The organism is Streptomyces sp. NPDC006476 (assembly GCF_040612015.1).
Taxonomy (GTDB): domain Bacteria; phylum Actinomycetota; class Actinomycetes; order Streptomycetales; family Streptomycetaceae; genus Streptomyces; species Streptomyces griseorubiginosus_B.
Genome location: NZ_JBEXPK010000123.1, coordinates 1 through 14,990, shown reverse-complemented (window position 1 = coordinate 14,990; position 14,990 = coordinate 1). Strand labels below are relative to the sequence as shown.

11 protein-coding genes are annotated in these 14,990 nt (G+C 69.6%); 3 read left to right on the top strand and 8 right to left on the bottom strand.

Translation table 11 applies throughout. The features are described 5' to 3' along the window. On the top strand, window positions 1-758 hold a 758-nt coding region (locus ABZZ74_RS49550; protein WP_356950714.1), incomplete at its 5' end, for an alpha/beta fold hydrolase. 7 nt (window positions 759-765) lie between these two features. On the opposite strand, the gene ABZZ74_RS49545 is transcribed toward ABZZ74_RS49550, so the two are convergent. From ABZZ74_RS49545 to ABZZ74_RS49510, 8 genes are read right to left on the bottom strand one after another with little or no spacing between them, the layout of a single operon-like run. After that, window positions 766-2,097 (bottom strand): MFS transporter, encoded by a 1,332-nt coding sequence (locus ABZZ74_RS49545; RefSeq protein WP_356950713.1) that lies wholly within the window; start codon window positions 2,095-2,097, stop codon window positions 766-768. A 48-nt stretch (window positions 2,098-2,145) separates the two neighbouring features. Next, a complete protein-coding gene (locus tag ABZZ74_RS49540) occupies window positions 2,146-3,354 on the bottom strand; it encodes a cytochrome P450 (protein ID WP_356950712.1) in 1,209 nt (402 codons plus the stop codon). A gap of 10 nt (window positions 3,355-3,364) precedes the next feature. Next, a complete protein-coding gene (locus tag ABZZ74_RS49535) occupies window positions 3,365-5,797 on the bottom strand; it encodes an aminotransferase class I/II-fold pyridoxal phosphate-dependent enzyme (protein ID WP_356950711.1) in 2,433 nt (810 codons plus the stop codon). Between the two features lie 32 nt (window positions 5,798-5,829). Beyond that, entirely contained in the window at window positions 5,830-6,849 is a 1,020-nt protein-coding gene (gene hppD, locus ABZZ74_RS49530) for a 4-hydroxyphenylpyruvate dioxygenase (RefSeq protein ID WP_356950710.1), read from the bottom strand. Window positions 6,850-6,900: 51 nt separating this feature from the next. Next, a complete protein-coding gene (locus ABZZ74_RS49525; protein ID WP_356950709.1) occupies window positions 6,901-7,131 on the bottom strand; it encodes an MbtH family protein in 231 nt (76 codons plus the stop codon). Between the two features lie 34 nt (window positions 7,132-7,165). After that, window positions 7,166-7,921: a CoA-transferase gene (locus tag ABZZ74_RS49520; protein ID WP_356950716.1), complete on the bottom strand. Its 756-nt coding sequence runs from the start codon at window positions 7,919-7,921 to the stop codon at window positions 7,166-7,168. A gap of 50 nt (window positions 7,922-7,971) precedes the next feature. Then, window positions 7,972-8,796 carry a CoA-transferase gene (locus ABZZ74_RS49515; protein WP_356950708.1) on the bottom strand — a complete coding sequence of 275 codons (825 nt, stop codon included), beginning with the start codon at window positions 8,794-8,796 and terminating at the stop codon, window positions 7,972-7,974. A gap of 44 nt (window positions 8,797-8,840) precedes the next feature. Then, a complete protein-coding gene (locus tag ABZZ74_RS49510; protein WP_356950707.1) occupies window positions 8,841-12,026 on the bottom strand; it encodes an amino acid adenylation domain-containing protein in 3,186 nt (1,061 codons plus the stop codon). A 198-nt stretch (window positions 12,027-12,224) separates the two neighbouring features. Here ABZZ74_RS49510 and ccrA point away from each other — a divergent pair, with 198 nt between their 5' ends. Next, window positions 12,225-13,556 (top strand): crotonyl-CoA carboxylase/reductase, encoded by a 1,332-nt coding sequence (gene ccrA, locus ABZZ74_RS49505; protein WP_356950715.1) that lies wholly within the window; start codon window positions 12,225-12,227, stop codon window positions 13,554-13,556. Between the two features lie 174 nt (window positions 13,557-13,730). Beyond that, window positions 13,731-14,990: condensation domain-containing protein (locus ABZZ74_RS49500; protein WP_356950706.1), on the top strand; the 1,260-nt coding region annotated here is incomplete at its 3' end.

Genomic DNA, 14,990 nt, shown 5'->3' with positions numbered 1-14,990 from the left:
GTCTGCTCTGCCTGCCCCACGCGGGCGGATCAGCCAGTTTCTACTTTCCGCTGTCGGCGGCGCTGTCTCCCGCCGTGGAGGTCTGCGCGGTGCAGTACCCGGGGCGTGGGGAGCGCCTCAACGAGAACACGGTCGACAGCCTGGGCACCCTGGCCGCCCACATCGTTGACGCGCTGGCTCCATGGCGGGAGGACCAGCTGGCCTTGTTCGGGCACAGCATGGGTGCCGCACTCGCCTTCGAGGTCGCCAGTTGTCTGGAAGCCAGCGACACGGTGCCCGCAGCCCTCTTCGTCTCCGCACGCCGTGCTCCCTCGCGACCTCGTGCCGGGCGGGTACACCTCATGAGCGACAGTGAACTGCCCGCGGAAATGGAGAGGTTGAATGGCACGGACTCCCGGCTCCTCGATGACGACGACCTGCTGCAGCTGTTCCTCCCGGCCATCCGTAGCGACTTCAAAGCGATCGAGACCTACGTCCACCGTCACGGTCCCGCCCTCTCGTGTCCCGTGTTCGCCTTCTACGGCGACCGCGACGCCGATCTGACGCGGGACGGCCTGGCGGCCTGGCGGAGCCATACCAGGGGGGAGTTCGAGCTGATGGAGTTCCCCGGCGGTCACTTCTATCTCAGCGACCAGGTAGCGGCCGTCGCCGAGATCGTCTCTGCACGCCTCCAGCGGCCGCAGAGCCCTCCGCGGCTTCGGAAGGAGGGGCATGGCACGGCGGACGAAGCCTTTGAGGGGATCAGTTTGCAGCCTTAGCGGGGAGTCAGAAGAACTCCTGCAGGACCGGGAGCGCTGCGACCGTCCGGACGTGGGAGAGGAGCAGGGAACAGCTGGCGAGGATGATCCCGGCGGTGCCGAGGACGAGGACCGGCAGGGTGCCGAGCCAGGTGCCGAGTGCGCCGCCGAGGAAGGCTCCGGCGGGTGCCACGCCCATGACCACCATGCGGATCGAGGCGTTCATCCGGCCTTGCAGCCGGTCGGGAGTCAGGGCGGAGCGCAGACTGCGCTGGTTGACATTGTAGACGATCACTATCACCGAGTTGACGAAATACACGGTGACTATCATGAAGTGGGCGGACCAGGAGGGCACGAGGACCGTGGCGGGGATCAGCAGCGCGGCCAGACCTGCCAGGAGCAGTGAGCCGACGAGCGCGCGGCCCAGGCCGAGGCGGCGGCTGACCCGCCCGGCGATGAGCGCTCCGGTGAGTGCCCCGGCGCCGGACGCGGAGAAGACGAGGCCGATGGAGAAGGCCGGCAGGTCCAGGGTCCGGGTGAGGAAGAGCAGAAGGACCGGCTCGATGACGAAGGTGAAGAAGTTGAAGATCATGGTGGCCAGGACGATCCTGCGGATGGTGGGGTGGCCGAAGGCCGCATGGACGCCCTCTCGTATCTCCTGGAGCATGCCCGGCCGCTGGTCGTGAACCTGCCGCTGCGGCTCCTGGTGCCGGATGCGGAAGGTGAATGCGGCGGACAGCAGGTACGCCGCCGAGTTAAACAGCAGCGTCAGCGGTGCTGAGACGAGTTGGAGCACCACTCCGCCTAGTGCGTTGCCGCCGATGTTGGAGGCGGAACTGCTCAGCTCCAGCTTGCTGTTGCCCTCGATCAGCTGGTCGCGGCCGACGAGCGAGGGCAGGTATGCAGTGCTGCCGATGTCCGAGACGACGGTGCAGAACCCGATGAGGAGCGCCACGGTGAGGAGCAGGGGGACCGACAGGACGTCGAGGAACCAGGCCACCGGAATGGTCATGAGCAGACCGGCGCGGGCGATGTCGCTCAGGATCAGCAGGGGCAGCTTGGGCCGGCGGTCGAGCCAGACGCCGGCGGCCAGGCTGATGACCAGGTAGGGCAGGTACTCCATCGCCACGAGCGAGCCCATCTCCAGCGGTGTGGCGTGCAGCGTGCGGCTTGCGATGAGGGGAACGGCAATCGCGGTGATCTTGGCTCCGAAGAGTGAGGCCGTCAGACCGAACCAGAGGTTGCGGAAGTCCGCGTTCCGCCACAGCCCTCGCTGGAGTACCGAGGCGCGCCGGGGCATCAGCTCGCCTCGTGGCACGCCGCATCCCCGCAGCGAACCGTGGCCGAGTGCATCCTTCACCGCGGACATCTCCTCTCGCCGTCCTGCCCTTTGACTCCGCAAGGACGCTCACTCCAGGACACGGACCGACGCGCGCGGCTCCAACTGGACAGGCAGCGTACGGAATCCATTGACGACTATGGATTCCAGGCGTTCAGCCTGTTCGTACGGGACGATCCGGTACACCTGGCGGGTCAGCTCCTGGAGCACGGCCCGGATCTCTAACTTGGCGAGCTGAACTCCGACGCAGTGGTGGGGCCCGCTGCCGAGCGAGACATGGCGGTTCGGCGTCCTGGTCAGGTCGAACCGGTCCGGGTCGGTGAACTCGTCCGCGTCCCGGTTGGCCGAGGGCAGCCACAGCACCACACGGTCACCGCGGCGGATCCGCTGCCCGCCGATCACCGTGTCCTGGCGCGCGGTCCGCACCAGGTGCGTGGCGCTTGCCGTCCACCTCAGGATCTCGTCCACGGCTGTGGGAATCACCTGGGTGAAATCGTCCCGGAGCAGAGCCCACTGGTCCGGGTGGCCGATCAGCGAGTGAATGCCGCCGGCCAGCGCGAGCCGGACGTTCTCGGTGCCGCCCACCAAGAGGTTGTCGCAGTTCAGAACCACCTCTTCCATCGGGAGGAGCCGGCCCTCGAACTCGATTCCGGCCAGAACGCTCACCAGGTCATCGCCCGGTTGTTCGCGACGCTTCTTCGCGAGGGAACTGAAGTATTCGAGGATCTCCAGGTGCGCCATACTGCGCTCTACCGCGGTCGTCGCACAGAAAGCGGCCATCGACCAACCGGTGACCGCGGCCCGGTCGTTCGCGGGAATATCGAAGAAAGTCCACACCACTTCTAGCGGAAGCCTCGCCGCGACCTCGGTGACGAAGTCGACACGGGACTTCGACACGGCGTCGGACACGATGCCGCGTGCGGCGGCCTCCATCGACTCCGTCAGCAACCGGAGATTGCGGGGCGCGAACCAGCCGGCGACCGCGGAACGCAGGGTGGCGTGGCGCGCGGCGTCGGACAGCGCGAGGGTCTTGTCGCCGCCCGGATCGCCTCCCTGCGCCACGGGCCGGAGCAGGATCCCGGAAGACGAGGTGAACGTATCCGCGTCGCGAAGAACCGCCTTGACGTCGGCGAACCGCGTCAGAGACCAGATCGTGCCGAACTCACCGGCGTCGTAGTGGACGACGGGGGCGTTCTCGCGCATCCACTGCCAGACCTCAAAAGGGTTGCCGGCTCTGTAGGTCGCGCCTTCCACAAGTGAGCTGATGTCGTATTCCATGCAGTTGCCCTCAGGTTTTCGAAGGTGCCGGAACGGCGCGAGACGACGTGATGAATCGCGCGAGACGGGCGATCCCTTCGACGATTTCCGGGAGCGAGAGGTAACTCACCGAAAGCCGCAGCGACTTCTCCCCGCCGCCGTCCGGATAGAAATAGGACATGGGTGTCCAGATGACTCCGAACTGCTCCGCGGAGCGGGCCAATGCCGCTTCGTCGGCCACGAAGGGCACCGTCACGGTCAGAAAGAACCCGCCCGAGGGCCTGTTCCAGCTGACGCCGAGCGCGGATCGCTCCGGCACGGGGAAGGCCGCTTCGAGCTGCTCCAGTACGGTCCGCATCGCGTCGCCGTAATGGGCCGCCGCCTTCACGCCGTGCTGCTCCGCGGCACGGCCGCCGTCGGAGAGCAGCATGCCCGCGACGACGGCCTGCGTCACCGGTGACGTGTTCACCGTCACCATGCTCTTGAGCTTGGCGAGTTCGTCCGCCAGCAGCACGCGCGCACCCGTCGTCTCGTCCACGACAGTCTGGTCCGCGACGGCGAAGCCGACTCGGGCTCCCGGGAAGAGGGTCTTGGCCAGCGAGCCCAGGTGTACGACCCGCCGGTCGCGGTCGAGGGACTTGAGGGTCGGCAGCCGCTCGCCAGGGCTCACCAGCCGGTAGGGGCTGTCTTCAAGGAGCAGGATGTCCTCGCGAGCCGCCAGTTCGAGCAGTTCCCGTCGCGTGGCGAGGGGCAGCGTCGCACCGGACGGGTTGGCGTGGTCGGGGACCAGGTAGAAGGCGCGGGGCCGGCGCCCACGCGCCCGCTCCCGTCGGACGACCGCCCTCAGGTCGGCGCAGCTCAGTCCCTCAGGTCCCTCGGGGACCGCGGTCACCTCGGCGTCGAGTAGCCGTGCCGCGCCGTTGGCGCCGACGTAGCAGGGGCTGGAGACGAGCAGGACATCCTGGGGGCCCGAGATGAGGGCGCGGATCGCCAGGAGTATCGCCTCCTGGCAGCCGACGGTCACGACCACGGACTCCGCCGGGACATCGATGTCCTCGTGTTCGCGCAGCCAGTCGGCGATCACCTCGCGGATCTGGCCGGCCGTGGGACCGTACTGGAAGAGAGCGGAGCGCACCTGGTCGGGCGAGGCACCGCCGGCCTCCAGGTGGTCGAGGTAGCGGCGCAGATTCTTGAAGACGTCCTCAGTGTCGAAGAAGCCGTCGCAGGGACGGCCCGGAGCGAACGAGACCGCCGCGGGATAGCGGTCGGTGATCTCATTGAGGAAGGTCATCGTTTCTAGCAGCGGGTCCCGCAGACTGCCGTGCAGATCCGCCTTCCGCAGGTCGTCAGCGGAGTGCGGGAGCGGACCGGAGCCGGCGCGCGAGGTACCGACGTCGGACACGTGCGGTGGCGTGGCAGGGGCCCGTGGGCCGAGCAGGGCCGCAGCCACGTCGCCGGTCGAGGACGTGCCGGTGAGGATCATCGCGTCCGCCAGCTCACTCGCCAGGATGTCCAGCACATGCTGCGCGCCGACCTCGCGCGCCACGGCCAGGCCGTGCAGGACGGGCCGTCCCACCAGCACCCCGTCGGCACCGGACGCCAGAGCCGCCAGGATGTCGGACCCGCTGCGCACGCCGCTGTCCAGCAGCACCGGGCAGGCACCCGCGACCGCCGCCGCGATCTCGGGCAGTACGTCCAGGGTGGCCGGCGCGCCGTCCAGCTGCCGTCCGCCGTGGTTGGACACCACGATGCCGGCCGCTCCCGCGGACAGCGCCAGCCGTGCGTCGGACGCGGTAAGAACCCCCTTGACCAGCACCGGCAGTGAGCTGACGCCGAGCAGCCACTCGACGACCGACCAGTCGAGAGCGGGGGCGAACTCGGCGCGCGCATGGTCGCTGGGCGAGGAGAACTCGCCGTCGGGAAGGTTGACGGGCCCGATGTCCTTGGGGAGCCGGAAACGGTTGCGCAGGTCCCGGTGCCGGCTGCCCAGGATGGGGGCGTCGACGGTCAGGACCAGGGCCTCGAAGCCGGCGCTCTCGGCGCGTGCGACGAGGTCCCGCGTCAGGGAGCGGTCCCGGAAGCAGTACACCTGGAGCCACAGCGGGCCGCGGGCCGCTGCCTTGATGTCCTCGAAGGTGCGGCTCGCGAACGTGCTCACCACCAGGGGCACTCCGGCGGCCCCGGCGGCCCGCGCGGTCGCGACCTCGCCAGCCGGGTGGGCCAGCCGGTGGTAGGCCATGGGGGCGACGGCGAGAGGGGTCCGCCAGGTACGGCCCAGGACCGTGGTCGCGAGGGAGGGCCGGTCCGTGCCGGACAGCGCCCGCGGGAACAGCCGTACCCGGTCGAAGGCCGCCCGGTTGGCGGCGAGGGTGCGTTCCTCGCCGGCGCCGCCCTCGATGAAGTCCCAGACACTCCTCGGCAGCATCGTGCGGGCCTGTCCGGCGTAGTCGGTCAGGGTGAACATGTTCACGGCTGTGGCGCGACCGGCAGGGGCGGTCACGAGGCGGCGAGCCGGTCGCGCTCGACGGCCTCGTACAGGGCCCGGATGTTCGCGCTGCCGAACCCTCGAGAGCCTTGACGCTGAATCAGCTCGAAGAAGAGGGTGTTGCGCTCGTACGGTGACTTGGTGAACAACTGCATCAGATGCCCCCACTCGTCGCTGTCGGCCAGCACCTGCGCGTCCCGTAGGTCCTCGATCCGGTCCGCCAAGCCGGGCAGCCGCGTGTTCAGGATGTCGTAGTAGCCGTTCGGCGTGCTCAGGAAGTCCACGCCCCCGTCCCGGAACCGGCGCACTGCGGAGACGATGTCGTCGACGAGGAACGCCAGATGCTGCACTCCGGGCCCCCCGTTGCGATCCAGGAAGGCTTCGAGCTGGCCGGACTCCTTGCCAGGGTCGGGTGCGACCAAGGTGAAGGTGACGTTCTCCGACGCGCTGCGCAACACGACGGAGTCCATGGCCTGCCCGCCGAGCGTCACGTACTCGGCCGAATAGAGCGTGAAGGCGAAGGCGTCCCGGTAGAAACCGGCGTACTCGCCGAGCCGGCCGCCCTCGACACAGACCGCGATGTGGTCCAGCAGCCGGACGGTCTCCGGCGACTGCGGGACGGAGGCCGCGACGGGCACCCAGCGGCCGGTGGGCGGAGTCCGGCCGGGGTCGCCCTCGGCCGCGGGCAGCAGGGTGTGCCGTACGTCCCCGAACCCCAACACGACCGGCGCGCCGCAGGGGGAACCGAGGTCGGCCGCACCGGCGGCCACCGCGCGCTCGACGGCCGCTGGGACGTCGTCACAGGTCAGGGCAATGTCCGCGACACCGTCCCCGTGCTTGTCAAGGAAGTCCCGCACCGCCGGTCCCGACGTCACGGCCAGCCGCAGGTCGCCCTGCCGGAGCAGCGTGGAACAGCGGTCGTTGTCCTGGGATTCCGCCATCCGCGCGAATCCCAGGCCGGCGAAGTAGTCGATCGTGGACGCGTGGTCCTGGGTGTAGAGGTCGAGATACGCAATGCCGTGAACAGTCATGGTGTCTCCGTACGTTGGGGGTGGCTGCGCCGGCCGGCGGGGCCGCGACCGCTAGCGGCCGTCCTCGGCGGCGGCGCTCATGGCGCGTACGAGGCTCGCGGGACGCATGTCCGTCCACTCACGCTCGATGTACTCCAGGCACGCGGCGCGGGGAGCCGGGCCGTGCACGGTGGTCCAGCCCGCCGGGACGTCGGCGAAAAGGGGCCAGAGCGAGTGCTGGTTCTCGTCGTTGACCAGAACGAGGAACGTGCCGTCCTCGTCGTCGAAGGGGTTGTCGGCCACAGCGTTCTCCTTATCTTCCAGAGGGTGAGGTCCTTCAGGTCTTCGCGGCGCCGTCCCGTACCGGCTCGCCCACGTTCTTCAGGGCGCGCAACGCGGCGAGTTCCTCGCGGGTGGGCGGTTCGGTGACACCCAGGGGCTCGGCGACGCGCAGGTCCCAACCCGTCGCGGTCCGCACTTGGTCGACCGTCACTCCGGGATGCACCTCGGTGAGGACGAGTTCCACCGTGGCCGGATCCGGCCGCAGGACTCCCAGGTCGGAGATGACGGCGACCGGCCCGGCGCCGGGCAGCCCGAACCTTTCGCGGTCACCGGGTCCCGAGCCGTGGCCGAAGGTGGTCACGAAGTCCGCCTTCGCCACGAAGTTACGGGTGGTGTGCCGCACCACGATCAGCACACCGCCGCAATGCGCGGCGATCTCGGGCGCGCCGCCGGCACCGGGGAGGCGTTTCTCGGGCAACTCAGGACCGCGGTCCACGACCGTGCTGTTGATGTTGGCGAACCGGTCCACCTGGGCGGCGCCCAGGAAGCCGATGTCAATGCGGCCACCCTGTATCCAGTAGTTGAACATCTCCGGCATCGGGATCACCAAGTCCGCGGTCTCCGCGAGTTCGCCGTCGGCGATGGACAGCGGCAGCCGGCTGGGCTTGGAGCCGATGACGCCCGACTCGTAGATCACGACGAGATCCGGATGGTACGCCCGGCGCGCGAGGTTGGCCGCCGTGCTGGGGATCCCGACGCCCGCCAGACAGGTCCTGGCCCCGGCCAGCGCTCGGGCGGCGCAGATCTCCATCAGCTCGTACCCAGTGACGGCAAGGGGCTGCTCAGCGGTGCATGTCCCGGTCATCGAATGGTGGCCCCCTCCGTGCGCAGGATGTTCCCCTCGACCCAGCTCCCGAAGACCTCGCGGTCCCGGGACACCTCGCTCCACGCCCGGTAGTAGTCGTTGTCACGGCTGCTGTACCCGGCGGCGTACGACGGGTGGGCGCCGCCGGGGACGACCGCGACGGCGTCGATGACCCAGGCGGGCAAGGTGACCGCGCCCGGAAGCGGAGTGAGGCGGTCGACCAGCTCCTCCACCGTGACCAGCACCCGGTCGGCCGCGAGGACCGCCTCCTTCTGCACCCCGAGCAGACCCCAGAGCTGGACGTTGCCGGCCCGGTCGGCCCGCTGGGCGTGGATGACGGTGACATCCGGGTTGAGAGCGGCGACCGCGGCCAGCTCCTCGCCTGTGAAGGGACAGACGACGGGGGCGACGGAGCCGGTGCGTCCGGCGATGTCGTTGCCCCGGTAACCGCGCAGAACAGCGAACGGCAACCGTGAGGCGCCCGCGACATAGCGGTTGACCATGCCGGCATGGCTGTGCTCGTCCAGTTCCAGCGGGCGGGGCCAGCCGTTCTCCACCGCGTCGCGGAACCGGTGCAGCGATCCCACACCGGGACTGCCGCCCCAGGAGAAGACGAGCTTCCGGGCCGCCCCCACGCCGATGAGCTGGTCGTAGAGGAGGTCCGGGGTCATGCGCACAAGCGTGAGGTCGGTGATGCCCTGGCGGATGACCTCGTGCGCCGCGCGGAAGGGGATCAGATGCGTGAAGCCCTCCAGGGCGACGGTGTCGCCGTCGTGGATCAGCTTCGCCACGGCGTCACGAAGATCGTGGATCTCAGACATGGTCCTCGCTCGGGAACGGTGTGGTCGAGGGAAAGCCGTCGTGCTCACGCCGGATCGAGCCGGTCCGCGTGCACACGGGCCAGGCCGGCGGGGGTGGGGGTGTGGAAGACGTCGCGGAGGGTGATGTGGGTGCCGAGTTGGGTCTGGGCGCGGGCGGCGAGGCGGACGGCGAGGAGGGAGTCCCCGCCGAGGGCGAAGAGGTTGTCGTCGATCCCGACTCCGGGGACGCCGAGGAGGTCGGCGAACAGGGCGCACAGGGCTTCTTCGTGGGGGGTGCGGGCCGGGCGTGAGGTGGTCAGGGCGGTGAAGTCGGGTGCGGGCAGGGCCCGCCGGTCGAGTTTCCCGTTCGGGGTCAGGGGCAGCGCGTCCAGGACCACACACACGGCAGGGACCATGTACTCGGGCAGGCGGCGGGCGGCGAACTCCCGCGCCTCCGCCCCGTCCAGCACAGTCCCGGCGGTGCCGGCGGTCCTGGTGGTCCCGGCGGTCCTGGTGGTGTCGGTGGTGCCAGTGGGGGTGAGGTAGGCGGCCAGGCGGCGGGGGCCGGCAGGGTCGTCGTGGACGGTGACCGCGGCCTGCGCGACATTGGGATGCCGGGTCAGGACGGCCTCGATCTCGGCGGGTTCGACACGGAACCCGCGGATCTTGACCTGGTCGTCCGCACGCCCGAGGTAGTCCAGCCGCCCGTCCCGCCGCCGGCGCACCACATCCCCCGTCCGGTACATCCGCTCGCCCGGCTCGAACGGACAGGCCACAAACCGGCAGGCGGTCAGTCCCGGACGCCGGGCGTAGCCGCGGGCGAGTCCCGCGCCGGCCAGGTACAGCTCACCCGCGACACCCGGCGGCACCAGGCGCAGTGCAGAGTCCAGGACGTACAGGCGAGTGTTGGCCGCGGGCACCCCGATCGGAACCGGACCCTCCGGAGAGACGTCACGGCAGGCGGTCACATCGACGGACGCCTCCGTGGGGCCGTAGAGGTTGTGGACCGGCACATCCAGCACAGCGGTGAGCTGGGCCACGGCGGACGCGGGCAGGGCTTCACCGCTGCACATCACCCACCGCAGACTCGTGCAGCGGGCGGCGGCGGGTTCCTGGGTGAAGACCTCCAGCATCGACGGCACGAAATGCGTCCCCGTGACCTCCTCGGCGGTGATCAGCTCGGCGATGTAGCGGGCATCCCCCTGACCGCCGGGCCGCGCCAGCACCAGCGCCGCGCCCGCCGCCAGCGGCCACAGCAGCTCCCGCACCGACACGTCGAACGTCACCGGCGTCTTGTGCAGCAGCCGGTCCCCCACACCGATCCCGTGCTCGGCCTGCAGCCACGACACATAGTTCACGACCCCCCGGTGCGGAACCACCACACCCTTCGGCCGACCCGTCGAACCCGACGTATAGATCACGTACGCCGGATGCTCCGCCCGAAGCTCAACGGCCAAGTCCAGGTCCGCTGCTGGCTGTCCGGCGATCTCGGCGGCGGCAGCACCGTCCAGTGCCACCACCTCCACCCCCGCTACCACCGGCAGTTTGTCCGCCACGCCGGTCGTGGTCAGCACGAGCGCGGGACGGGTGTCCTCCAGCATGAACACCGTCCGCTCCTGCGGATACGCGAGGTCCAGCGGCAGATACGACGCCCCCGCCTTCAACACCCCCAGGATCGCCACCAGCATCTCCACACCCCGGGGGACGGCCACCGCGACCACACCCTCCGGACCCACACCCCGCCCCCGCAGCCAGCCGGCCAGCCGCCCAGCCCGCGCGTCCAACTCCGCATAGGACAACGGTCCTTCGTCCTCCTCCGGACTCACCACCGCCACCGCGTCCGGCACCGCCGCCACCCGCGCCCGCCACAACTCCACCCAACTCCCCGCCGGCACCCCACACCCCGTGTCGTTCCACTCCTCAAGCCGCTCACGCTCACCCCCCACCAGCAGATCCACCGCCCCCACCCGCACCCCCGGATCAGCCACCACCTGCTCCAACACCCGCAAAAAACGCTCCTGATGCCCCGCCACACCCACCCCACCCCACAACTCAGGATTGGCGAGGAACGACACCAGCATCCGGTCGCCGCTGACGCAGAAACCCGTCATCAGGTCGACCGGGCAGGCGAAGAAGATCTCCCGCTCCGTCCGTTGGCCGTCGAAGTCCAGGTCGCTGCCGGAGATGATGTTCACGGTGACGCCCGGCAGTTCCTGGCCCGCCGAGGTCGTGCCGATCTCGCGTACGAGGTGCTCGTTACGGAAGCGCTGGTGCCGCATCACCCGGCGCACCTCCTCCGCGGCCTGCCGGGCGAGCGCGGTGAAGGGCGCCGTGCTGTCGATGTGGAGCCGCAGGGGCAGGATGTTTGACATCACACCCGGAGTGGCCTGGGCGACGGGACCCACCCGGGCGCTCACCGGCAGGTTCACCACGACGTCCGCTGTGCCGTTCATCGCGCCGACGTACGCCGCCATCGCCGCGATGATCACGGCGGAGCGCCGCACGCCGGCCGCGTCGGCCGCGCGGTTCAGCCCGGCCAGCTCGATGCTCACCTGGTCGGCGCGCACACAACCGCGGGTCACCTCGGCCGAGTTCCAGCCGACGCCGGGCCCGCCGGTCAGCAGGGACGGGCTGAGGCCCTCCTCGGCCCGCTCCAGCCAGAACCGCCGGTCGGCGGCGTAGTCGGCGGACTCCTGGTACGCCAGCTCCGCGTCGACCAGGCCAGCGAGGGAGCCGTATCCGGGGTCCGGCACGGTCTCGCCGCGCACCAGGGCGCGGTAGACCTCCGCGACCCGCTGTTCGATGAGGGAGAACGCCGAGATGTCGCCCATGATCTGGTGGTACTGCTGATGCCACCGGAAGTGGTCCGGGCCGAGGGCAAGCAGCGCGTAGTGGAACAGCGGTCCCCGGTCGGTGGGGTAGGCACGGTTCCAGTGGGTGTCGACCCAGGCGTCGGCCGCGGCGCGCGGATCGTCCGCATCAGAGAGGTCGACGACCGTCAGTTCCCATGCGAGCGACGGATCCGCCACCTGTCGTACCAGCGGGCCGTCGGAGACGAAGTACGTGTGCAAGGAGTCCGTCTCCGAGACCACCCGCCGTAGCGCGGCCTCGAACGCCGACAGCTTGAGAGTGCCGAATATCTCGCGCTCCACCGACGCGATTCGGGGATTTCGCAGGATCTGCAGCGAGAGCCAGATCTCCAGTTGCGCGGCGGTCAGGGGCAAGGCGGTGTGCTTGTCCAGCTCAGGCATGGCACCTCGTCTCTTTCGCGTGCCTAACGGGCCGACACTGGCATGGGCGGTCGGCACCGCACATCACCTACCTGAATAGTCGGCGACCACTACCAAGGCTGGTGATGCGGCGGTGCACGGCCGGACCCTAAACTGGCGAAATCCCAGCACAGCGGGCATGCCGCAGAGTCACTCCCCAGGAGTGAGAAACGAGTGGTTGTGCAGGAAATAGTCAGTGCTGCTCTCTCCGATAACGCGACAGCCGCCGATTTCTCCGGAACCAGAATTCCGGAGAGTTATCGGGGAGCTGTCGTCCGTAAATCCGATACCGATGCATTCGAGGGAATGGCGACGGCCGACAAGGATCCGCGCAAGACCCTTCACATACAGGACGTGCCGACGCCCGAACCCGGTCTGGGCGAGGTGCTGGTCGCAGTCATGGCCAGCTCGGTGAACTACAACACCGTGTGGTCCTCGATCTTCGAACCGCTGCCGACCTTCGGCTTTCTGGAGCGCTACGGCAGGCTCAACGACCAAGCCCGCCGGCACGATCTGCCGTACCACGTCATCGGTTCCGATCTCGCCGGTGTGGTCCTGCGCACCGGGCCGGGGGTCAACTCCTGGGCGCCCGGCGACCGGGTGGTCGCGCACTGCCTGTCCGTCGAGCTGGAGAGCGCCGAGGGGCACGGGGACACCCTGCTCGATCCGGAACAGCGGATCTGGGGCTTCGAGACGAACTTCGGGGGCCTGGCCGAACTGGCCCTGGTGAAGGCGAACCAGCTGATGCCGAAGGCAGGCCACCTGAGCTGGGAGGAGGCCGCCTCACCCGGTCTGGTCAACTCCACCGCCTACCGGCAACTGGTCTCCCGCAACGGCGCCGGGATGAAACAGGGCGACAACGTCCTCATCTGGGGCGCCAGCGGCGGACTCGGCTCCTTCGCGACCCAGCTCGCGCTGGCCGGCGGCGCCTTCCCGGTGTGCGTGGTCTCCTCCCCGGACAAGGCAGAGATCTGCCGCGCGATGGGCGCCGAGGCGGTCATCGACCGCAGCGCCGAGGGCTACCGGTTCTGGAAGGACGAGCACACTCAGGACCCGAAAGAGTGGCGGCGCTTCGGCACGCGCATCCGCGAACTGACAGGTGGTGAGGACATCGACATCGTCTTCGAGCACCCCGGACGTGAGACGTTCGGGGCCAGTGTGTACGTCGCCCGGAAGGGCGGCACGATCGTCACCTGCGCCTCGACCTCCGGCTACACCCACGAGTACGACAACCGCTACCTGTGGATGTCGCTGAAACGGATCGTCGGCTCGCACTTCGCCAACTACCGGGAGGCCTGGGAGGCCAACCGCCTGGTGTGCAAGGGCAGGATCCACCCCACCCTGTCGAAGGTGTTCCCGCTGCCGGAAGTCGGCGAGGCTGTGCACGAGGTCCACCGCAATCTGCACCAGGGCAAGGTGGGCGTGCTGTGCCTGGCGCCGCGCGAAGGACTCGGTGTCACCAACGCGGAACTGCGCGCCCGGCATCTGGCCGCCATCAACCGCTTCCGCTGACAGCGGGCCAGCTGAGCGAGGACGGCGAAGCACCTCCCACCGTGAACCTCCCTGAAGCGAGACCTCGTGAAACCGCCGGGCGCGCAGGTGGCGGCTCTCCTTCTCCCTTTCTCGCCCCGTCGGCCGCGACCGCCCGCGAAGCGACCGGATCCTCATCGGAAGAGACATGGTGACATGCCCGAGCACACGAAGCGTTCCGCCCTGCCCCTGACGGCCGCACAACTGGAGATCTGGCTCTCGGCGCAGATCCGCGGAGTCGACCCCGTCTTCTCGATGCAGCGCGAAATCTTCGGGCCGGTGGATCCGCTGCTGTTCACCAAGGCGTTGCGGCAGGTCGTCGTGGAGACGGACGCCCTGCACACCCGCTTCGTGGCCGAGGACGGGCAGGTACGGCAGATCCCGGATCCGTCGCTGGAGTGGGAGCCGGCCGTCGTCGACCTCTCCGCCGAGGCTGATCCGCGCGCGGCGGCCGACGAGTGGGTCGACCGCCACTGGGAGCGCTCGTACGACGTCACGGGCGGCCCGCTGTTCGCGTTCGCGCTGCTCAGGCTCGCCCCGGATCGCTTCCTGTGGCATCAGCAGTACCACCACCTGATCAGCGACGCCATCGGCGCCTCGCTGGTGGAGCGGCGGGTGGAGGAGGTCTACCGGCGGCTCGTGCGCGGGGAGCCCACCGGGTCCCCGTCCTACGGCTCGCTCGCCGCCCTGGCCGACGAGGAGACGGCCTATCTCGCCTCTGAGGAGTTCGCCCGGGACCGCGCGTACTGGCTCGACAGAGCGGCCGGCGGCCTGGTCCCGTCCGCGCTCGACCGCGAGAGCGGCGCGCTGCCGGACCCCCGAGGCCGTGACGTCGTGCGCGGCAGTCTGCGGACCCCGCACACGGAGATCGAGCTGGCCGGGCTGAACCGCGCGGCCGACGCGGCCGGGGTGCGGCGCTCCGCGGTGATCTTCGCCGCCGTGGCCCTGTACCTCAGCGCGGTCGTCGCCGAGAGCGAGGTCGTCGTCGACCTCCCCGTCGGCGCCCGCACCGGACCCGCCGGCCGGGCCACGCCCGGCGTGATGGCGAACGTCCTCCCGGTGCGTGTCCGCGTCGACAGGGATGAGTCGTTCGCTGGCCTCGCCCGGCGTGTGGCGGAACTGATCAGGGAGGCCGTCGAACACCAGCGTTTCCGGGCCGAACTCCTCGCCCGCGAGGCGGAGACCGGGCCGGCCGCCCACGGCCAGGTACGGCGGGGCGTGCTGGTCAACATCATCGCCGCGGGCGGAGAACTCACCTTCGACGGCCACCGGACGGAGCGGGAGATCACGTTCGCCCGCCCCGAGGACCTCTCGATGCGGTTTCACTCCGTCGACGGCGACCGCATGGTCTTCTTCCTGGGCGCCAATCCTGAGTTGTGGGGTGGGGTGGGTGTGGCGGGGCATCAGGAGCGTTTT

What these genes read in the sequence shown, in the direction of transcription:
- ABZZ74_RS49540 (WP_356950712.1), bottom strand. Translation starts at nt 3,354, where the DNA reads ATGGAATACGACATCAGCTCACTTGTGGAAGGCGCGACCTACAGAGCC.
- ABZZ74_RS49535 (WP_356950711.1), bottom strand. Translation starts at nt 5,797, where the DNA reads ATGTTCACCCTGACCGACTACGCCGGACAGGCCCGCACGATGCTGCCG.
- hppD (WP_356950710.1), bottom strand. Translation starts at nt 6,849, where the DNA reads ATGACTGTTCACGGCATTGCGTATCTCGACCTCTACACCCAGGACCAC.
- ABZZ74_RS49520 (WP_356950716.1), bottom strand. Translation starts at nt 7,921, where the DNA reads ATGGAGATCTGCGCCGCCCGAGCGCTGGCCGGGGCCAGGACCTGTCTG.
- ABZZ74_RS49515 (WP_356950708.1), bottom strand. Translation starts at nt 8,796, where the DNA reads ATGTCTGAGATCCACGATCTTCGTGACGCCGTGGCGAAGCTGATCCAC.
- ABZZ74_RS49510 (WP_356950707.1), bottom strand. Translation starts at nt 12,026, where the DNA reads ATGCCTGAGCTGGACAAGCACACCGCCTTGCCCCTGACCGCCGCGCAA.